Here is a 19,708-nt window from a genome sequence, read left to right on the forward strand (position 1 = left end):
GCGGGACCACGCTCGGGGTGCGCTCGACGGTCCGACCGGTCAGCGGACCGCGTCGGAGCCCGACTCGCTCGTCAGGCGGCGGATCGAGGCCAGCGGGATGGGAGCCCAGGTGGGGCGGCTGCGCGTCTCGTACAGCACCTCGTACACCGCCTTGTCCAGCTCGAACGCGCTCAGCAGCAGGGACTGCTCGCGGGGGTCGACGCCGGCCCGGATCGCGTAGCCGTCGCAGAAGGCGGCGCGGTTGCGTTCGGCCCACTCGTTGGCGCGCCAGGCCATCTGCGAGTCGTGGTCGGGATCGGCCCACTCGCTCATGGGCTCCCACTGCGAGAGCTGGTGGAAAGCGGCGTAGTCGAACGAGCGGAGCATGCCCGCGACGTCGCGCAGGGCGCTGTCGGGGCGCACGCGATCGATGAGCGCGGTGGCGGGCTCGCCCTCGAAGTCGATCACCAGCCAGCCGTACGGGGTGCGCAGCGTCTGGCCCAGGTGCAGGTCGCCGTGGACGCGCTGGGTGGCGACCGGGGTGGTCAGCCCGGCCACCGCGTCGAACACCGACCGGATCGCCGGGACGTACTCGGCCAGCGCCGGCACCTCCTCGGCGACGACGTTGAGCCGCACGTGCCAGGCGGCCGCGAGCTCGCCGGGGTTGTGCTCGCCGCCCCCGAGGGAGCGGCGCAGCTCGTCGTGGACGATGGCCACGGTCTCGCCCAGCCGGGAGGCCTCGCCGGCGAAGTCGCCGCCCACCTCGTCGGCGCGCAGGTCGCCCTCGGCGAGCAGGTCGCGGACGCTCGCGAGGGCCATCGACCAGCCGTCGGCGGAGTTGGCCGCGAAGTCCTGCAGCATCGCGAACGTGGCCGGCTCGTCGTCCACCGTGCCCTCGATCGCCCCCTGCAGCGCGGCCACCTCATTGCTGCCCACCGAGCGCAGCGCGCGGTGCAGCTCCAGGTCGGGGTTGACGCCGGGCAGCACGCGACGGAACAGCTTGAGGATCGATCTCTCGCCCCATGACACCGACGTGTTGGACTGCTCGACGCCGAGCACCCGGCCCGGTGTGCCCGCGTCGGCCAGCACCGCCCCGGGCTCGGGGACGAACCGCAGGCCGCTCACGGTGGTGCCGGCGCGGATCGCCTCGAGCAGCCACTCCGTGACGCGGGTGTCCCACAGCGCGTCGTAGACGGCGAGGCCGTCGATCACCCCGAACGTGACGTGCTCCAGGTCGCCGCGCGCGGTGCCGCTCCGGGCGACGAGCAGCTGGTAGTGGTGCACCGACGAGTCGTCGAACGTGACGGCGAGGAGCACGTGGTCGAGGAGCGGGTCGCTCTCGGCGAGCAGACTGGTGCTCTGTGCGACGGCGAGCGACCGCACCGGCCGTCCCTTCGCCGCGAACCAGCGCTGCTGGGGCAGCCACTCCGACAACAGTGTGGGGAGCTCCTCGGCGAGACTCACGAAACGTCCTCCGTGGGCGGATTGATCGAGAACCAGTAGAACCCATGACCCGGAAGGGTCAACAGGTAGGGGAGTTCCCCGATCCGCGGGAACGCAACACCACCGGTCAGCTCGTGGGGGGAGCAACCCTGCCAGGCGGAGAGGTCGAGCTCCACGGGTTGCGGGAAGCGCGACATGTTGTTGACACAGAGCACGACGTCGTCGCCATGGTTGCGGACGTACGCGAGCACCGACGGGTTGGTGCCGCCCAGCTCGTGGTACTCGCCGAGTCCGAACGCCGGGTGGCGCTTGCGGATCTCGATCATGTGCCGGTTCCAGTGCAGCAGCGACGTGGTGGAGTTGGACTGCGCCTCGACGTTCACGGCCTGGTAGCCGTACAGCGGGTCCATGATGATCGGCAGGTAGAGCCGGCCCGGGTCGGCCGAGGAGAACCCGGCGTTGCGGTCGGGCGTCCACTGCATCGGGCTGCGGACGGCGTCACGGTCGCCCTGCCAGATGTTGTCGCCCATGCCGATCTCGTCACCGTAGTAGAGAACGGGTGAGCCGGGCAGCGACATGAGCAGCGCCGTGAACAGCTCGAGCTGGTTGCGGTCGTTCTCCAGCAGCGGCGCGAGCCGGCGGCGGATGCCGATGTTGGCCTTCATCCGCGGGTCCTTGGCGTACTCCGCGTACATGTAGTCGCGCTCTTCGTCGGTGACCATCTCGAGGGTCAGCTCGTCGTGGTTGCGCAGGAAGATGCCCCACTGCGCGCCCGCCGGGATCGCGGGCGTCTGGGCCAGGATCTCCGAGATCGGGAAGCGGTTCTCCCGCCGGACGGCCATGAAGATGCGCGGCATCAGCGGGAAGTGGAACGCCATCTGGCACTCGTCGCCGCCGACCTCGGCGTCGCCGAAGTACTCGACGACGTCCGCGGGCCACTGGTTGGCCTCGGCCAGCATGACGCGGCCGGGGTACTCGTCCTCCATCACCTTGCGGGCGCGCTTGAGGAACTGGTGGGTCTCCGGCAGGTTCTCGCAGTTCGTGCCGTCGCGGGCGAAGAGATAGGGCACGGCGTCTAGCCGGAAGCCGTCGATGCCGAGGTCGAGCCAGAACCGCAGGACGTCGAGCATCGCGTCCTGGACGGCGGGGTTGTCGTAGTTCAGGTCGGGCTGGTGGGAGAAGAACCGGTGGAAGTAGAACTGGCCGCGCACCCGGTCGTAGGTCCAGTTCGACTGCTCCGTGTCGACGAAGATGATCCGCGCGTCGGGGTAGCGCGAGTCGTCGTCCTCCCACATGTAGAAGTCGCCGTAGGGCCCGTCGGGGTTGCGGCGCGACTCCTCGAACCACGGGTGCGTGTCGCTGGTGTGGTTCATGACCAGGTCGGTGATGACCCGGATGCCGCGCTTGTGCGCCTCGTCGAGGAGCACCACGAAGTCGTCGACGGTGCCGAACTCCGGCAGCACGGTGCGGAAGTCGCGGATGTCGTAGCCGCCGTCGCGCAGTGGCGAGTCGTAGAACGGCGGCAGCCAGAGGCAGTCGACGCCCAGCCACTGGATGTAGTCCAGCTTCTCCGTCAGCCCGCGGAGGTCGCCGGTGCCGTCGCGGTTCGAGTCGCTGAAGGCCCGGACGAGCACCTCGTAGAAGACCGCCCGTTTGAACCAGTCGTGGTCGACGTCGAGCGTCCGGGCCTGGCCGTACTCGTCGGAGGAGCTCTCGGTCAGCGGCTCGTCGCCGTGGTCGTGGGCGTGGTCCCGGGCAGTCGGGGTGTCGATCGACATGGAGGTATCGCGTTCCTACCGGACGGAGGTGTTGGGCGGTGGGCACACGGCTGTAGTCGTACAGGGTGCGGTGGCGGTGTGCACGACGTAGCGGGGCGCCCTCACCAGGGTAGCCGTCCGGCCGGGGGTCGCGTCGGATTCGCAGGCCCGGACCCGGGGCCAGATCGGTCGCGGTCGCCGCACCGCCCGCGCGTGCCCGAGGAGCGGGCTACGCCGACCGTTCGTCGTCCCGGTCCATGCCGTTCTCCGCCGGCCGGAAACGGTGCGACGAGAACGGCGACGTGCCGGCGTTGCCGGCCGCCGTCCGTTCCGGCGCGGTGGCTACCGCTGAACCCGCAGGATGTGGGCCACGTGGTTCCAGGGCTCCAGCTTGACGAAGTTGAACTGGCCCCAGTCCCACGTCTCGCCGCTGATCTCGTCGTGCACGGTGAAGCGGTCGTTCCAGTCGAGGCCGAGCGCGGGCATGTCCAGCGCGGTGGTGCCGATCTGGGCGTTGTGGGGGTCGAGCGTGCAGATCACCAGCACCAGGTCGCCCGTGGTGGCGTCGTGCTTGGAGTAGGCGATGATCGCGTCGTTGTCGACGTGGTGGAACGAGATGTCGCGCAGCTGCTGCAGCGCCGGGTGTACGCGGCGGATCTCGTTGAGCCGCGTGATGTAGGGCTCCAGCGAGTTGCCGGCGGCCGCGGCGGCGTGGAAGTCGCGGGGGCGCAGCTCGTACTTCTCGGAGTTGAGGTACTCCTCGCTGCCCGGCTTGGCCGGCTCCCACTCGAAGAGCTCGAAGCCCGAGTAGACACCCCACGTGGGAGCCATCGTGGACGCCAGCGTGGCGCGGATGGCGAACATGCCCGGACCGCCGGTCTGCAGGTGCTCCGGGAGGATGTCCGGGGTGTTGACGAACAGGTTGGGACGCGCCTCGTCGGCGCGTTCCGCATGCATCTGGATGAACTCGGTGAGCTCTTCCTTCGTCTCCCGCCAGGTGAAGTAGCTGTAGGACTGGGTGAAGCCCAACCGGGCCAGCCCGAACAGCCGCGCCGGGCGCGTGAACGCCTCGGCGAGGAACAGCACCTCGGGGTTGCGCGCCTTGACCTGCCAGATCAGCCAGTGCCAGAAATTCGGCGGCTTGGTGTGGGGGTTGTCGACACGGAAGATCTTCACGCCGTGCTCGACCCAGTGCATCACCACGCGCAGCGACTCGGCGTAGATGCCGGCCGGGTCGTTGTCGAAGTTGATCGGGTAGATGTCCTGGTACTTCTTCGGCGGGTTCTCCGCGTAGGCGATGGTGCCGTCGGGGCGCACCGTGAACCACTCGGGGTGCTCGGCCACCCACGGGTGGTCGGGCGCGCACTGCAGCGCGAAGTCCAGTGCCACCTCCATGCCGAGGTCCTCCGTGCGCTCCACGAACGCGTCGAAGTCCTCGAGGGTGCCCAGCTCCGGGTCGATGGCGTCGTGGCCGCCGGCGGCCGAGCCGATGGCCCACGGCGAGCCGACGTCGCCGGGCCCGGCGTTGACGGAGTTGTTGCGGCCCTTGCGGTGCACCGTGCCGACCGGGTGGATCGGCGGCAGGTAGACGACGTCGAAGCCCATCGAGGAGATGCGGTCGAGCTCCTTCGCCGCGGTGACGAACGAGCCGTGCACCGCGCGGCCGGTCTCGTCACGACCACCGGTGGAGCGCGGGAAGATCTCGTACCAGGAGCCGTAGAGGGCGCGCTCGCGGTCGACGTACATCTGCTGGGAGCGGCCGCGCGTGATCAGCTCGCGCACCGGGCGCTCGGTCATGATCGTGTCGACGGCAGGGAAGAGGGCGGGCGCGACGCGGGCGTGCAGCGGCATCGCGGTGTCGCGCAGGGCGTTGGCGGCGCCGAAGAGCAGGTCACGGTGCGGGCGCTCGGAGGGACGGCGGCCCACGCGCTGCAGCAGCCGGGCACCGGTCTCGAGGTCGTTGGCCAGCTCGTCGGCGGACTGCCCGGCGTCCAGCTTCTTCGTGACGGCGTTGACCCACGTGGCCCACGGGTCGCTCCATGCGTCGACGCGGAACGTCCAGAGCCCGGGCTCGTCGGCGACGACGGTGGCCTCGAATCGGTCGGTGCCGGGCCCAGCGGGGACCATCCGCACGTGCTGGGCGGCGCCGCGCCCGCCGACGCGCTTCCAGACCACGTTGGCGGCGACGGCGTCGTGCCCCTCGCGCCACACGGTGGCGCCGATCGGCACGATCTCGCCGACTACGGCCTTACCGGGATGGCGACTGCCTCCGACCGAGGGAGTGATGTCGTCGATGCCCAGCCGACCGGTCATCGGCTCACCCCCTGCTGAAAACGCATCCGTCACGTGAGACACAAACCTATCTACCCGATCCGCTCACGATCGGAACGGGTCACCGCGCGTCGCGGGTCGTTCATGTGATCGTCATCGGAGCCCCTGGTCCGCGCTGTCCGAGGACAGCGTCCTACGGTCCGGGCCGGTCGTCCACCCCTGGTCGGCGTCTTCTTGAACGATCACGCCATCGATTCCTCTACGATCTCCCCGCGTGAGAGCTCTTCGCCGATTCACGGTCCGGGCCCAGCTCCCGCCCGCGCTGGCGCCCCTGCAGACACTGGCCACCAACTTGCGCTGGAGTTGGCACGCGCCGACCCACGACCTGTTCGCCACGCTCGACCCCGACGCATGGGAGCGCGCGGGCCAGGACCCGGTGCGGCTGCTGGGCGAGATCTCCACCGGACGGTTCGAGGAGCTCGCCTCCGACGCCGAGACCGTGGTGACCGTCCGCGAGCTGGCCGACGACCTGGCCTCGTACCTGAACGAGCCGCGCTGGTACCAGAGCGAGCGCGAGGACGACCCCACCCTGCCCGCCGCCGTCGGCTACTTCTCGATGGAGTTCGGCGTCTCGGAGGTGCTGCCGAACTACTCCGGCGGCCTCGGCGTGCTCGCCGGTGACCACCTCAAGTCGGCGTCCGACCTCGGCGTGCCACTGATCGGCGTCGGGCTGCTCTACCGCTCCGGGTACTTCCGGCAGTCGCTCTCGCTCGACGGTTGGCAGCTCGAGCACTACCCGGCGCTCGACCCCCAGGGCCTGCCGCTGCAGCTGCTCGTCGACGACGCCGGCGAGCCCGTGCTCGTCGAGATCGCGATGCCCGCCAGGCGCACCCTCAAGGTGCGCGTGTGGCAGGCGGCCGTCGGGCGCGTGCCCCTGCTGCTGCTCGACTCCGACATCGAGGAGAACGACCCGGACCTGCGCGGCGTCACCGACCGGCTCTACGGCGGCGACCAGGACCAGCGCATCCGGCAGGAGATCCTCGTCGGCATCGGCGGCGTGCGCGCCGTCCGCGCGTTCTGCGCCGTCACCGGGCACCCCGAGCCGGAGGTGTTCCACACCAACGAGGGCCACGCGGGCTACCTCGGGCTCGAGCGCATCCGCGAGCTGCAGTCGGCGCACGGCCTCACCTTCGACGAGGCCGTGGCCACCGTCCGCGCGGGCACGGTGTTCACCACCCACACCCCGGTGCCCGCGGGCATCGACCGGTTCCCGGTGGACATGGTCAAGCACTACTTCGGCCAGTGGAGCGCCGGCGGAACGGACATCGACGCAGACGGGCTGCTCCCCGGAGTGCCCACCGACCGCGTGCTCGCGCTCGGCGCCGAGGCCAACCCGAACATGTTCAACATGGCGCACATGGGCCTGCGCCTGGCCCAGCGCGCCAACGGCGTCTCGCAGCTGCACGGAGCCGTCTCGCGTGGGATGTTCGGCTCGCTGTGGGAGGGCTTCGACGCCGACGAGGTGCCGATCGGCTCGGTCACCAACGGCGTGCACGGCCCCACCTGGGAGGCCCGCGAGGTCACCGAGCTGATCGGGGAGCCCGGACGGCCGAGCATCCACTCCGTCTCCGACGAGGAGCTGTGGCACCTGCGCGGTGCCCTGCGCGCGCGCCTGGTCACCGAGGTGCGCCGCCGCGTGCGCGAGGCGTGGCTGCAGCGCGGCGCGTCCACACCGGAGCTGGGCTGGACCGACCACGTCTTCGACCCGGGCCTGCTCACCGTCGGCTTCGCGCGGCGCGTGCCCACCTACAAGCGCCTCACGCTGATGCTGCGCGACAAGGACCGGCTGCGTGACCTGCTGCTCGACCCGCACCGCCCGGTGCAGCTCGTCGTCGCGGGCAAGAGCCACCCGGCCGACGACGGCGGCAAGGCACTGATCCAGGAGATCGTGCGGTTCGCCGACGACCCCGCGGTGCGCCACCGCATCGTGTTCCTGCCCGACTACGACATGTCGATGGCCCGCTACCTGTACTGGGGCTGCGACGTCTGGCTCAACAACCCGCTGCGCCCGCTGGAGGCGTGCGGCACGTCGGGCATGAAGTCGGCGCTCAACGGCGGGCTCAACCTCTCCATCCGCGACGGCTGGTGGGACGAGTTCTACGACGGGCTGAACGGCTGGGCCATCCCCACCGCCGACGGCATCGAGGACCCCGCCCGTCGCGACGACCTCGAGGCCAACGCCCTCTACGAGCTGCTGGCCACCCGGGTCGGGCCGGCGTTCTACGAGCGCACCGACGGCGTCCCCACCCGCTGGGTGGAGCTGGTGCGTCACACGCTCACCACCCTGCGTCCGCAGATCCAGGCCACCCGGATGGTGCGTGAGTACGCCGAGGGGCTCTACGCGCCGGCGGCGCGGGCCGCGGCCGCGGTGGTGGACGACAAGTTCGAGGGCGCCAGGGAGATGGCGGCCTACCGGACGCGGCTCAACGACGCGTGGGCGCGGGTGGCGGTGCTGGGCGTCGACGCGTCGGGGCTGCCCGACACGCCCGTGGTCGGTGCGCCGATGACGGTGCGGGCCGCCGTGCAGTTGGCCGGGCTCGACCCGTCGGACGTCGTCGTGCAGGCCGTCGTGGGCCAGGTCGACGAGAGCGACGAGCTGCGCGGGTCACGCACCGTGGCGATGCAGCACGTCGGGCCGGCCGAGGGCGGGGGCGAGCGGTTCGAGGTCGTGGTGCCGCTGCCCTACGCGGGGCTCACCGGCTACTCCGTGCGCGTGCTGCCGCAGCACCCGCTGCTGGCCTCACCCGCGGAGCTGGGGAAGGTCGTGCTGGCCGGCTGAGACGGTTCGGGGGTGGCGGCTGTCCGCCGCCACCCCCGACACCCTCAGATCACTGGTTGTAGCTGTTCGGCGACCACAGCACGGCGCCGTCACCGTTGTAGAGGACGACGTTGCGGTCGTCCTGCATGACCAGCTTGGCGTTCTGGCCCGAGGTGTTGGAGGCCCAGCGCACGCCGCCGTCGGCCTTGTACAGCACCAGGTTGCCGTCCTCCTGGACGTCCAGGCGCGAGCCGGGGGCGTCGTGGATGTCGGCGTCCCACTCGGCGCCGTTCGGGCCGCCGACCGCGAGGTTGCCGTCCGGGAGGACGCCGAAGTGGTACTGGCCGTTGGCCGAGTCGATGCGCTGGTCGCCCGACAGGCTGCCCGGAGCCTGGATCGTGTCGCTCATGCTTGTCCCCTCGTTCACACCGGTTGCTCACCGGGCCTCGATCAGACCCGGCCGCTCCGGCGCCACGGAGGATAGGGCGCTCCCAGACCGTGTGCAGCGGGGGCCACCGGTCGTCACCCGTGCGTCACCGGGTGTCCACGGACGGGGTTTCAGCCGCCGCAGCAGCCGCCCCCGCAGCACCCGCCGCCGCCCCCGGCCCGCGCAGGCACGGGAGCGGCGCTGCGCCCGCCGACCGAGACGGTGGCGAGGAGCTTGACGGTGTCGGAGTGCCCGCCGGGACACGGCGCGGGGTCGGCGGACGCGCTCATCGAGCGCGTGACCTCGAAGGTCTGCGCGCACTCGCGGCAGCGGAAGTCGTAACGAGGCATGCGGGAACCCTAACCTGCGCAAGTCGGCACGAACAGGCGCGCGGGTCGACACGAAACGGCCCGCGAGTCGGCGCGGAACGGCGGCGCGCGGGGCCGGCACTCCGCAAGCGGACAGGTTCTGGTGTGCGAGCCGGCACGACCGGCTGCCGCGTCTCGCCGGATCGTGTCGACCCGACCGCCCGATCGTGTGGACTCGCGGACGGGGCGCTCGGTGTCGACCCGCTCGGTGTCGACCCGCGGTCGTCAGGGGGTGCGGCGCAGGAGGAGCAGGGAGCGGGGAGGGAGGGTGATCGTCGTGCCTCCGGGCAGGGGACGGCAGCTCGCCGGGGCGCCGTCGGGGCGGGTGCTGTCCAGCTCCGGCACGAACGGCCCGTTCGGCGGCAGCGTGGCCGGGATCGCGTTGTCACCCGCGTGCATGAGCAGCAGCCACTCGTCGCGCATCAGCCCGAGGGTGTGCAGGTCGCCGTCGTGCCAGTCGTGGCCGCCGATGCGGCGGCCCTCGGGGTGCCACCACAGCACCTCGCCGTCGCGGTAGAACGTGTCGCGCTGCAGGGCGGGGGAGCTGCGCCGGATGGCCGCCACCCGCGCCGTGAAGGCCGTCATCGATCCGGCTGCCTCGCGGTCGCGCCCACCCGGCGACCAGTCGGTCCACGACGTCTCGTCGTCGCGGCAGTAGGCGTTGTTGTTGCCATGCTGGGTGCGCCAGCGCTCGTCGCCCGCCAGCACCATCGGGGTGCCGGTCGAGAGCAGGAGCGTGCCGAGCATGGCCCGCGCCGTGGCGAGCCGGCGGGAGACGATCACCGGCGAGTCGGTCTCGCCCTCCACGCCGAAGTTCTGCGAGCGGTTGTCGTCGGTGCCGTCGTGGTTGTTCTCGAGGTTGCCCTCGTTGTGCTTGTGGTTGTACGAGACGAGGTCGCGCAGGGTGAACCCGTCGTGGGCGGTCACGAAGTTGACCGACGCCCAGGGCCGTCGTCCGGAATGCTTGTAGAGGTCGGAGCTGCCCGTCAGGCGGGAGGCCACCTCACCGATGCCGCCGTGGCCGCGCCAGAAGTCGCGCACCGCGTCGCGGTAGCGGCCGTTCCACTCCGACCACGCGACGCCGAACCCGCCGACGCGGTAGCCCTCGCCCGTGGCGTCCCACGGCTCGGCGATCAGCTTGACGCGCGAGAGCACCGGGTCGATCGCGATGGAGGTGAGCAGCGGGGCGTTCGGGTCGAAGGCGCCCGACCGCGGCCGGCCGAGGACGCTTGCGAGGTCGATGCGGAACCCGTCCACGCCGTACGTCGTGACCCAGTGCCGCAGCGCGTCGCACACCAGCCGGATGACGGTGGGCGAGCCCGAGTCGAGGGTGTTGCCGGTACCGGTGATGTCGGCGTCGTGGCCGTTGCCGCCGAGGGAGTAGTACGCGGGGGCGTCCAGGCCGCGGTAGGAGAGCGTGGTGCCGCCGACCCCGCCCTCGGCCGTGTGGTTGGGCACCACGTCGAGGATCACCTCGATCCCCACCGAGTGCAGCGCCGCCACCATCGCCCGGAACTCCTCCACCTCCGCGCCCGGGACGCTCGCGTAGCCGGCGTGCGGCGCGAGGAAGCCGAGCGTGGCGTAGCCCCAGTAGTTGGGCAGGCGGCGCGCGAGCAGCGGCGGCTCCTCGGCGATCGCCGTCACGGGCAGCAGCTCGACGGCCGTGACACCGGTGCGCCGCAGGTGCTGCAGCACCGCGGGGTGGGTCATCCCGAGATAGGTGCCGCGATGCTCCGGCGGCACGTCGGGGTGGCACATCGTGTAGCCGCGGACGTGCAGCTCGGTGATCACCGTCTCCGACCACGGGACGTCGGGCCGGTCGCCGGGCGCCGGCACGTCCGGCGCGGTGACCACCGACAGCGGCACGTGGCCCAGCGAGTCGATGGTGCTCTCGGTGCCGGTCATCGGGTCGTTCACCCAGCCGCGGGCGGCCTGCAGGTTCGTGACCGTCCCCGTGATCCGGCGCGTGTACGGGTCGACCAGGATCTTCGCGGGGTTGGCGCGCAGCCCGTCCCACGGCCGGTACGGGCCGTGCACGCGGTAGCCGTAGCGCTGCCCGGGCCGCACCCCGGGGACGTGTCCGTGCCAGACGCCGAACGTGCGCTCGGTCAGCTCGACGCGGCGCTCGGTCAGCTCGCCGACCCCGTCCACGAGACAGACCTCGACGGCGTCCGCGCTGGTCGAGGCCACGGCGAACCGGGCCCCCTCGGCGTCGACATGGGCACCCAACGGGAAGACCGGCACGATCGGCGAGGATAGAGCGCGTGGCTGCTCCTGAATCACCCCGTGAGTCGTTGTTCACGAGCCCCGACCTCTCCGATCTCGTCGTCCGGATGGAGGGCGTGTCGGTCCGGCGCGGCGGCGCGACGTTGCTGCACGACGTCGACTGGGCCGTCGAGCTGGACGAACGGTGGGTGGTGCTCGGGCCCAACGGTGCCGGCAAGACCACGCTGCTGAGGCTCGCCTCGGCCGAGCTGCACCCCACCACCGGCGTGGTGGACATCCTGGGCGAACGGCTGGGTCGGGTGAACGTCTTCGAGCTGCGCACCCGCATCGGCCTGACGTCGGCGGCGCTGGGCCTGCGGATCCCGGGCGACGAGACGGTCAGCGACGTCGTCGTGAGCGCCGGGTACGGCGTGCTCGGCCGCTGGCGGGAGCGGTACGAGGCGGCCGACACCGATCGCGCCGAGGCCCTGCTCGACGCGATGGGGGTGCGCGGGCTCACGCACCGGACCTTCGGCACGCTCTCGGAGGGCGAGCGCAAGCGCACGCTGATCGCCCGCGCGCTCATGACCGACCCCGAGCTCCTGCTGCTCGACGAGCCGACGGCCGGGCTCGACCTGGGCGGCCGGGAGGACCTCGTCGGCCGGCTGGCCCGGCTCGCGATGGACCCGGACGCACCGGCGTCGGTGCTGGTGACCCACCACGTCGAGGAGATCCCGCCGGGTTACACGCACGGGCTGCTGCTGCGCGAGGGCGGCGTGGTCGCGTCCGGGCTGCTGGACGACGTGCTGACCGACGAGAACCTGACGGCGACGTTCGGCGTCCCGCTGTCGGTGCAGCGCCGCCGCGGCCGCTACACGGCCTGGATGCGCTGACCCACCCGAGCCCCACCCCACGAGTCGGCACAACGGGGTGCGCGAGTCGGCACGGCGTGGCGCACCACCGCGGTCCGCCGCCGGGACGTGCCGGCTCGGTCGCCGATCGGTGTCGACTCGCGGGGTTGGGGGCGCCGGCTCGTGCCCGCTCGACCACCGATCCGTCTCGACTCGCCCGCCGATCGGTGTCGACCCACGCGCCGTTCTGTGCCGACTCGCGGGATGGGGCGGCCGGGTTAGGGTGCCGGCGTGACCGAATTCGTGAAGCTCGAGGTCGACGGCGGGGTCGGGACGATCCGGCTGGACCGGCCGCCCATGAACGCGATCAGCCGCCAGGTGCAGGAGGAGCTGATCACCGTCTCCGCCGAGGCCGCACAGCGGGCCGACGTGCGCGCGGTGGTCGTCTACGGCGGGGAGAAGGTGTTCGCCGCCGGCGCCGACGTCAAGGAGATGGCGGGCATGACCTACGCGGACATGTCCACGGTGGCGCGGCGCCTGTCGGCCGGGTTCGGCGCGATCTCGACGATCCCGAAGCCCGCCGTCGCGGCGATCACCGGCTACGCGCTGGGCGGCGGCCTGGAGGTGGCGCTGGGCTGCGACCGGCGCGTCTGCGGCGACAACGCCAAGCTCGGCCAGCCCGAGATCCTGCTCGGCATCATCCCGGGCGGCGGCGGCACGCAGCGGCTCACGCGCCTCATCGGGGCGCCGAAGGCGAAGGACCTGATCTTCACCGGCCGGATGGTGAAGGCCGACGAGGCGCTGGCGATCGGCCTCGTGGACGAGGTCGTGCCGGCCGACGAGGTCTACGCCACCGCGCGGCGGTGGGCGGAGCAGTTCGTCAACGGACCGGCCGTGGCGCTGGCCGCGGCGAAGAAGGCCATCGACGGCGGCCTCGACGTCGACCTGCGCACCGGCCTGGACCTGGAGGCCGAGCTCTTCGCGGCGCTGTTCGCCACCGAGGACCGGCAGGTCGGCATGGACTCGTTCGTGGAGAACGGCCCGGGGAAGGCGCAGTTCACCGGGCGTTGAGCTGATGATCGCCACGAGGTGGGCGGACCGGTCGTCCGGACGACCCCGTCGCCCATCTCGCGGCGATCACGCCCGCGCGTCCTAGAATTCCTACCCATGAGTACGGACCCTGCGCCCCGTCCGCACGCCACCGCCGAGGAGGTCGAGGCCGCCCGCCACGACCGCAAGCTCGCGAACGTGCTCTACCACGACTGGGAGGCGGGCTCCTACGACGACAAGTGGTCCATCTCCTACGACGAGCGCTGCATCACCTACGCCGCCGACCGCTTCCGCACAGCTGTCGACGGCCATGGGGCGGGCGACGCCGCCTGGCCGTACGAGCGCGCGCTGGAGCTGGGCAGCGGCACCGGTTTCTTCCTGCTCAACCTCATGCAGGCCGGGCTGGCCGAGCACGGCTCGGTGACGGACCTGTCGCCGGGCATGGTGCAGGCCGCGCTGCGCAACGCCGAGCACCTCGGCCTCGACGTCGACGGCCGCGTGGCCGACGCCGAGAAGATCCCCTACGACGACGACACGTTCGACGTGGTGGTCGGCCACGCCGTGCTGCATCACATCCCCGACCTGGACACGGCGTTCCGCGAGATCCTGCGGGTCCTCAAGCCGGGCGGGCGGTTCGTCTTCGCCGGGGAGCCGACGAAGATCGGCGACCGGTACGCCCGCAAGCTCGGGCAGCTCACCTGGAAGGCCGCCACGACGGTGACGAGGCTGCCGGCCCTGGCCGGGTGGCGGCGGCCGCAGGCGGAGCTCGACGAGTCCTCGCGCGCGGCCGCGCTGGAGGCCGTCGTCGACATCCATGTCTTCGATCCCGCCGAGCTGGACCGGATCGCACGGGCCGCGGGCGCGTCCGACGTACGGGTGGTCACCGAGGAGTTCACGGCAGCGATGCTGGGCTGGCCGGTGCGCACGTTCGAGGCCGCCGTGCCGCCCGGGAAGCTGGGGATGCGGTGGGCGCTGTTCGCCTACCACGGCTGGCAGCGGCTGTCGTGGCTCGACCGATGTGTGCTCTCCCGCGTGGTGCCGCGCGCGTGGTTCTACAACGCCTTGATCACGGGGACGAAGCGCCCGGAGTCCCACTGATCCTCTCCGGGGCGTGGTCCGCCCCGGATGGACCGGCGACGTCCCGGTCACCGACTTCCGAGGGCCGGGCTGTGGCGCGGCCTGCTCGTCTACCGGGTGCTGACGCTGATCAGCTCGACGGCGGTCGTGGTGTTCACGCTCGACGAGTCCGCGTGCCGGCGGGCGCGCCGACCAACTGTGAGACCGAGGTGCTGCGGCTGGTGGCCGAGGGCCTCACGGCGAAGCGGATCGGGGAGCCGCTCGTGGTCCCGCACCGGACCGTCGAGAGCCACGTGCAGAACCACCCTGCGCAAGCTCCAGCTCGACAACCGCGCCCCTTCCGTGCGCCACGCCATCGAGAAGGGGCTGGCCGGGGGCCGACCGCCGCGGGAGGATGATCACGGCTCGGCAGGGGGACGGTGGAGGCGTGGACGCGGTGGAAGCGGCCGTGACGGTGGTGCTTGTGTGTGCGCCGGCGTCCGGGCTCCCGGCGGCGCTCGCCGTCGACGGCCTGATGTTGCTCGCCCGCACCGACGACACGGACGCCGCTCCCCGGCTCGTCGCCGAGCAGCAGCCGCAGGTGGCGGTCGTGGACCTCGATACCGGCGGCGGCCCGGAGGCGATCGCCGCCATCACCGCGGCGGCACCGGACGCCCGCGTCCTCGCCGTGTCCGCGCGCACCGACGCCGCCCCGACGGCGGAGGCGCTCGCCGCCGTCCGTGCCGGTGCCGCGGGCTACCTTGTCCGCCCCGGGAGCGCCGCGGAGCTCGTCCGGTCGGTGCGGCGCGTGGCGGACGGGGAGGCCGTCTTCAGCGCGGGTCTCGCCGACGTCGTCCTCGCGGCGCACGGCGACCCGGCCGCCGCGGCGACGCTGCTCACCGACCGCGAGTCCGACGTGCTGCGGCTCGTCGTGGAGGGGCTGACGGCGCGGCAGATCGCCACCCGGCTGGTGCTCTCGCCGCGCACCGTCGAGAACCACGTCCAGCGCGTGCTGGGCAAGCTGGGGCTCCGGGGCCGGGCCGCGCTGGTGCGCTACGCGATCGAGCACGGCCTCGCGTGAGGGGCTGCCGCGGGGTGAGGAAACCCGTGGACCAGGGCCGGGGCGCCGAGAACGCGGAGCGGCTCGTGGCCTGGCTGCGGACGCTCCCGGGCTCACCCGAGGCGTGAGACGCGCTCCAGGATCTCCGCGAGCACGGCGTCCACGTCGGCGTCGAGGGCCACGTGCACCCGGGGGCCCTCGGCGCCCCGGCGGCGGTCGGGCACCGTGGCGCCCCGGGCCGGCCCGAAGTCGCACGCCACCTGCACCGGCATGGGGGTCGTGCCCAGCGTGCCCGGCACGATGGCCTCCAGCACCGCGACGGCGTCGTGGATCGCCACGGCGTCGACGTCGTAGCGCTCGCGGAACGCCTCGCGGTACAGCTCGAGGACGCCGCGCAGCTGCGCGCTCCGCGGCCCGGCCGCCTCGAGCGTGGCGAGCCACGCGGTGTCGGCCAGCACCCGCATGGTCAGGTCCAGCGGCACCATCGTGACCGGCACCTCGGCCTGGGTGAACACCCGCTGGGCCGCCTCGGGATCGGCGATCACGTTGAACTCGGCGGCCGCGGTGAAGTTCCCGCCCGACAGGCCGCCGCCCATGACGACGATGCGCCCGATGCGGTCGGTCAGCTCGGGGTGCGCGGCCAGCAGCAGCGCGGTGTTCGTCAGCGGGCCGATCGAGGCGATCGTCACCGGCTCGTCGGCCGAGCGCAGGATCTCGGCGGTCAGCGCGAGGGCGGTGCGGGAGTCGCCGGGCGGGGGCTCCGGGAAACCGTCACCACGTCCGCCGAGGCCGTCGGCGCCGTGCCACTCCGCGGCCCATCCGGGGCTGTGGTGCACCAGGGGACGCGCGGCTCCGACCGCCACCGGGACGTCGGAGCGCCCGGCGAGCGCCATGAGCCGGCGCGCGTTGCGGGCCGTCCCCTCCACCGCGATGTTGCCGAAGGACGCGGTGACGGCTACCAGCTCCACCTCGGGGCTGTGCAGCGCGAGCATCAGGGCGACGGCGTCGTCCACCCCGGGGTCGGTGTCGATGATCAGCGGTGTGGGCACGGCGTCACCTTATTGGGCGCCCGAGGCGGGTGGCGCCGAGCGGTGGGTCGGCGGGGTGGCGGGCAGGTCGATCGGAACGCGGGTGAGCGGGTCGAGCCGTCGGGCCGCTGGAGCTCGACGACCGGGCCCGGGCCGGCGACGACCCGTTGCTGGTCGTGGGCGAGGTGGGGCGGGACGTGCGGTAGCGTTCGCCTCCGACCTCGCTCCGCACCGGGCGCCACCGGAGCTCGTCGGTTGGTCCCACCACCGGCAGCTCTTGGCGTCGATCCTGTCGTGGGCGGCGAGCGGGCAGTACACGTGTGCAGCAGGAGGACCTCCCCGTGACACAGCGCCGGCGGCCGACGATGAAGGACGTCGCGGAGCACGCGCGGGTCTCGATCAGCACCGTGAGCTACGTGCTCAACGACACCGGGCCCGTCGCACCGGAGCGCCGCGACCGGGTGCTCGACGCGGTGCGGGTGCTCGAGTACTCGCCGAACGAGTCGGCGCGCAGCCTCAAGCGCCGCTCGGCGTCGACGATCGGGCTGGTGGTCCCCGAGCTGACCAACCAGTTCTTCGCGATGGTCGCCGAGGGTGTGCAGAAGGCGGCGTCGGCGCGCGACGTGCTCGTCGTGCTGGTGGTGCCCGACGCCACCGACCAGTCCGAGGAGAAGCAGGCCAAGCTGCTGCGCAGCCAGCGGCTCGACGGGGTGATCTACCTGTCGGGCACGGGCTCGCTGCCGGCGTCGATCCTCGAGCTGTCGCGGTTCGGCCCGGTCGTGCTCGTCGACGAGCAGATCCCCGGGTTCGACCTGCCCGCCGTGGTGTGCGAGTCGCGGCGCGGTGCCCGGGAGCTCGCGAAGCATGTGCTGGACCAGGGCCACCGGCGGGTCGCCGTGATCGGCGGTCCGAGTGCACTGTGGACGGCGCAGCAACGGCTCGCCGGCTATCGCGAGGCGTTCGCCGGGGCCGGTCTCGATCCCGACGAGCTGCCCGTGCTGGTCGGGGACTACCGGCAGGCGTCGGGCACCCGGCTCGCGGCGCAGGCGCTCGCCGGGCCGGCGGGCGAGCGCCCGACGGCCCTGCTGTGCGCCAACGACCTCATGGCGATCGGCGCGCTGGAGCACTGCAAGACGGTGGGGCTGCGGGTCCCCGAGGACGTCAGCATCGTCGGCTTCGACGACCTGCCGGTCTCGGCGCTGCTCACGCCGCGGCTCACCACCGTCCGCCAGCCGGCGCACGACATGGGCTACCGCGCGGTGACGGCGCTGTTCGACCTGCTCGAAGACGCGCAGGAGAGCCCGTCGCCGGCCCGGCTGGCCACGTCGCTGCAGCTGCGGGACTCGGTGGCGCCCCCGCCCCCGGATCCGCCGCCGGTGGACGCGGCATGAGCGCCGTGGTGGTGATGCTCGGGAGCGACGGAGAGCTCGTCGCTGCCCCGGACGGCGTCGTCGACCATGTGGCGCCGCATCCCACCGCGGTCCGGGACACCACGGCCGCCGCGGTCGCGGCCGCCCTGGACGAGGTCTGACCGGCGTCGCGTCAGGGCGGAGCCGACGGATGTTGGGACCACCTCTCGAGTAGAAAGCGTTCTATTCGCTACTGCCCACGGACCGGCTCTGCTGTGCCCGTCTGCTGCCACCGCTGGCCGGGCAGGTGCGGCCCGAGCGTTCGCCGAGCGGGCTAGGAGGCGCCTCATCTGCATCGATACTGCGCGTGGACCGGTTCCCGGCCCTGGTCCTCGCGTCATGGATCCTCCCGTCAACGGTGCGCGACAGGGTGTTGCCAGTCACAGTAGAATCGTTACAATCGTGTTGCTCCGCAGCTCCAGATCTGGTGGGCGAGCGGGTCGGTGGGTCAGGGTGTCCCAGGCGAGGACCTCACAGTTCCTGCGCCACGGGTCACGGGTGACGCCGGCCCCGCGCACACGCACTTTCTCCCCGTTCGAAACGACTCTCGAGACAAGGGTGGGCATCGCTCATGGGGTACCTGGACAACCTGATCATCAACACCGACAACTACAAGCACTGCCATTACCCGCTGTACCCGAAGGGCACGGAGTACGTGTCCAGCTACATCGAGTCCCGCGGCGGGCCCTGGCCGGTGACGATGTTCGTCGGCCTCCAGGCCTACCTGCGCGAGAACCTGATGCGCCCGATCACCCTCGAGGACATCGACGAGGCCGAGTTCGTCGTCCGCGAGCAGGGCATGCACTTCAACCGCGAGAACTGGATGGGCATCCTCAACGACCACGACGGCTTCCTGCCCGTCGAGATCGAGGCCGTGGCCGAGGGCACCGTCCTGCCGTCGCGCAACGTGCTGGTGCAGCTCATCAACACCGACCCCAAGTACTTCTGGGCCACCAGCTTCTTCGAGACGGCCCTGCTGCGCGCCGTCTGGTACCCGTCCACGATCGGCACCGTCAGCTGGCTGTCGAAGCAGGCCATCCGCGAGGCGCTGCACCGCACGTCCGACAACGAGTTCCTGCTGCGGAACATGCTGCACGACTACGGCGCCCGCGGCGTCAGCTCGCAGCAGTCCGCGGCGATGGGCGGGCTCGCCCACCTGGTGAACTTCGACCAGAGCGACACGGTGCCCGGCATCCTCGCCGCCAAGCACTTCTACAACGCAGGCAAGGTCTCCAACTCCGGCCCCAACTCCGAGCACGCCGGGTTCTGCGCCTGGGGCAGGGAGAACGAGGCGGCCGCGCTGGAGAACATGCTCGACACGTTCGCCCCCGAGGGCTGCGCACTGCTGCTGTCGGACACCTACGACCACGAGAACTGCGTCAAGAACATCATCGGCAAGCAGCTCAAGGAGAAGATCCAGAACTTCCCCGGGCTGGTGGGCATCCGCCCCGACTCCGGTGACATCGTGCAGGTCACCGCCGACACCACCGAGTGGCTGATGGACGCGTTCGGCTACGAGACCAACAGCAAGGGCTTCAAGGTCCTGCCGCCGTTCATCCGCACCGTGCAGGGCGACGGCGTCACGTTCGACTCGCTGCCCAAGGTGTACGCCGAGCTCGAGCGCCGCGGGATGTCGGCCGAGAACGCCGTGTTCGGCATGGGCGGTGGCCTGCTGCAGCACTGGAACCGCGACACCATGAACTTCGGGCAGAAGGCCAGCGCGGTGTGCGTCAACGGCACCTGGCGCGACATCTCCAAGAGCCCGACCGGCGCCGGCTTCAAGGTGTCCAAGGCCGGCCGCCTAGCGCTCAAGCTGGAGAACGGCGACTACTCCACGGTTCCGCGCGACTCGATCCCCGCCGAGGAGAACCAGCTCGTCCCGGTGTTCCGCAACGGCAAGCTGCTCAAGAAGTGGGACTTCACCGAGCTGATCGCCGCCAGCGAGCGCGAGGTGCCGGAGTACTACTACGCCGACCACATCGCGAA

The 19,708-nt window shown here is 71.8% G+C and carries 15 protein-coding genes and 1 pseudogene; 9 read left to right on the top strand and 7 right to left on the bottom strand.

Features of this window, described 5'->3' with window-relative positions:
- Window positions 1–39 precede the first annotated feature (39 nt).
- The 3 genes from JWR81_RS19645 to JWR81_RS19655 form a co-directional block, all read right to left on the bottom strand.
- Entirely contained in the window at window positions 40–1,443 is a 1,404-nt protein-coding gene (locus JWR81_RS19645; RefSeq protein ID WP_297654699.1) for an aminoglycoside phosphotransferase, read from the bottom strand.
- Window positions 1,440–3,200: a maltose alpha-D-glucosyltransferase gene (gene treS / locus JWR81_RS19650; RefSeq protein WP_297654702.1), complete on the bottom strand. Its 1,761-nt coding sequence runs from the start codon at window positions 3,198–3,200 to the stop codon at window positions 1,440–1,442. The genes JWR81_RS19645 and treS overlap by 4 nt, the downstream gene beginning before the upstream one ends.
- Window positions 3,201–3,521: 321 nt before the next feature.
- Window positions 3,522–5,492, bottom strand: a complete 1,971-nt coding sequence (locus tag JWR81_RS19655; RefSeq protein WP_297654706.1) for an alpha-1,4-glucan--maltose-1-phosphate maltosyltransferase — start codon at window positions 5,490–5,492, stop codon at window positions 3,522–3,524.
- Window positions 5,493–5,724: 232 nt separating this feature from the next.
- On the opposite strand from JWR81_RS19655, the gene glgP reads away from it, so the two are divergent.
- Window positions 5,725–8,289 carry an alpha-glucan family phosphorylase gene (glgP, locus tag JWR81_RS19660; protein ID WP_297654709.1) on the top strand — a complete coding sequence of 855 codons (2,565 nt, stop codon included), beginning with the start codon at window positions 5,725–5,727 and terminating at the stop codon, window positions 8,287–8,289.
- 49 nt (window positions 8,290–8,338) lie between these two features.
- Here the strand turns inward: glgP and JWR81_RS19665 are convergent, their stop codons facing one another.
- The 3 genes from JWR81_RS19665 to glgX form a co-directional block, all read right to left on the bottom strand.
- Window positions 8,339–8,677, bottom strand: a complete 339-nt coding sequence (locus JWR81_RS19665; RefSeq protein ID WP_297654712.1) for a hypothetical protein — start codon at window positions 8,675–8,677, stop codon at window positions 8,339–8,341.
- 149 nt (window positions 8,678–8,826) lie between these two features.
- Window positions 8,827–9,045, bottom strand: a complete 219-nt coding sequence (locus JWR81_RS19670; RefSeq protein WP_297654716.1) for a zinc ribbon domain-containing protein — start codon at window positions 9,043–9,045, stop codon at window positions 8,827–8,829.
- Window positions 9,046–9,288: 243 nt separating this feature from the next.
- The gene (gene glgX / locus JWR81_RS19675; protein ID WP_297654718.1) at window positions 9,289–11,307 is read right to left on the bottom strand and encodes a glycogen debranching protein GlgX; all 2,019 of its coding nucleotides are present in this window, start codon (window positions 11,305–11,307) and stop codon (window positions 9,289–9,291) included.
- Between the two features lie 89 nt (window positions 11,308–11,396).
- Between glgX and JWR81_RS19680 the strand changes: the two genes are divergently transcribed.
- The 5 genes and pseudogenes from JWR81_RS19680 (at window position 11,397) to JWR81_RS19700 (ending at window position 15,306) form a co-directional block, all read left to right on the top strand.
- A complete protein-coding gene (locus JWR81_RS19680; RefSeq protein ID WP_297654742.1) occupies window positions 11,397–12,161 on the top strand; it encodes an ABC transporter ATP-binding protein in 765 nt (254 codons plus the stop codon).
- A gap of 249 nt (window positions 12,162–12,410) precedes the next feature.
- Window positions 12,411–13,190 (top strand): enoyl-CoA hydratase/isomerase family protein, encoded by a 780-nt coding sequence (locus JWR81_RS19685; RefSeq protein WP_297654721.1) that lies wholly within the window; start codon window positions 12,411–12,413, stop codon window positions 13,188–13,190.
- A 96-nt stretch (window positions 13,191–13,286) separates the two neighbouring features.
- Window positions 13,287–14,267 carry a class I SAM-dependent methyltransferase gene (locus JWR81_RS19690; protein ID WP_297654723.1) on the top strand — a complete coding sequence of 327 codons (981 nt, stop codon included), beginning with the start codon at window positions 13,287–13,289 and terminating at the stop codon, window positions 14,265–14,267.
- A 179-nt stretch (window positions 14,268–14,446) separates the two neighbouring features.
- A pseudogene (locus tag JWR81_RS19695) lies at window positions 14,447–14,615 on the top strand (response regulator transcription factor); the annotation flags it as partial.
- Between the two features lie 58 nt (window positions 14,616–14,673).
- Window positions 14,674–15,306 (top strand): response regulator transcription factor, encoded by a 633-nt coding sequence (locus JWR81_RS19700; RefSeq protein WP_297654726.1) that lies wholly within the window; start codon window positions 14,674–14,676, stop codon window positions 15,304–15,306.
- A gap of 92 nt (window positions 15,307–15,398) precedes the next feature.
- On the opposite strand, the gene JWR81_RS19705 is transcribed toward JWR81_RS19700, so the two are convergent.
- Window positions 15,399–16,334, bottom strand: a complete 936-nt coding sequence (locus tag JWR81_RS19705) for a nucleoside hydrolase (protein ID WP_297654729.1) — start codon at window positions 16,332–16,334, stop codon at window positions 15,399–15,401.
- Between the two features lie 320 nt (window positions 16,335–16,654).
- On the opposite strand from JWR81_RS19705, the gene JWR81_RS19710 reads away from it, so the two are divergent.
- The 3 genes from JWR81_RS19710 to JWR81_RS19720 form a co-directional block, all read left to right on the top strand.
- Window positions 16,655–17,704 (top strand): LacI family DNA-binding transcriptional regulator, encoded by a 1,050-nt coding sequence (locus JWR81_RS19710; RefSeq protein WP_297654731.1) that lies wholly within the window; start codon window positions 16,655–16,657, stop codon window positions 17,702–17,704.
- Window positions 17,701–17,844, top strand: coding sequence for a hypothetical protein (locus JWR81_RS19715; RefSeq protein WP_297654734.1), 144 nt, complete (start codon window positions 17,701–17,703; stop codon window positions 17,842–17,844). Before JWR81_RS19710 ends, JWR81_RS19715 begins: the two co-directional genes overlap by 4 nt.
- A gap of 449 nt (window positions 17,845–18,293) precedes the next feature.
- A partial coding sequence (locus JWR81_RS19720) for a nicotinate phosphoribosyltransferase (RefSeq protein ID WP_297654737.1) occupies window positions 18,294–19,708 on the top strand: 1,415 nt, incomplete at its 3' end.

Source organism: Pseudonocardia sp., from assembly GCF_025965585.1.
Classification (GTDB): domain Bacteria; phylum Actinomycetota; class Actinomycetes; order Mycobacteriales; family Pseudonocardiaceae; genus Pseudonocardia.

Bases quoted from the DNA above. Each gene is read 5' to 3' on its own strand.
- treS (WP_297654702.1), bottom strand. From the start codon at position 3,200: ATGTCGATCGACACCCCGACTGCCCGGGACCACGCCCACGACCACGGC.
- JWR81_RS19655 (WP_297654706.1), bottom strand. From the start codon at position 5,492: ATGACCGGTCGGCTGGGCATCGACGACATCACTCCCTCGGTCGGAGGC.
- JWR81_RS19665 (WP_297654712.1), bottom strand. From the start codon at position 8,677: ATGAGCGACACGATCCAGGCTCCGGGCAGCCTGTCGGGCGACCAGCGC.
- JWR81_RS19670 (WP_297654716.1), bottom strand. From the start codon at position 9,045: ATGCCTCGTTACGACTTCCGCTGCCGCGAGTGCGCGCAGACCTTCGAG.
- JWR81_RS19680 (WP_297654742.1), top strand. From the start codon at position 11,397: ATGGAGGGCGTGTCGGTCCGGCGCGGCGGCGCGACGTTGCTGCACGAC.
- JWR81_RS19690 (WP_297654723.1), top strand. From the start codon at position 13,287: ATGAGTACGGACCCTGCGCCCCGTCCGCACGCCACCGCCGAGGAGGTC.
- JWR81_RS19715 (WP_297654734.1), top strand. From the start codon at position 17,701: ATGAGCGCCGTGGTGGTGATGCTCGGGAGCGACGGAGAGCTCGTCGCT.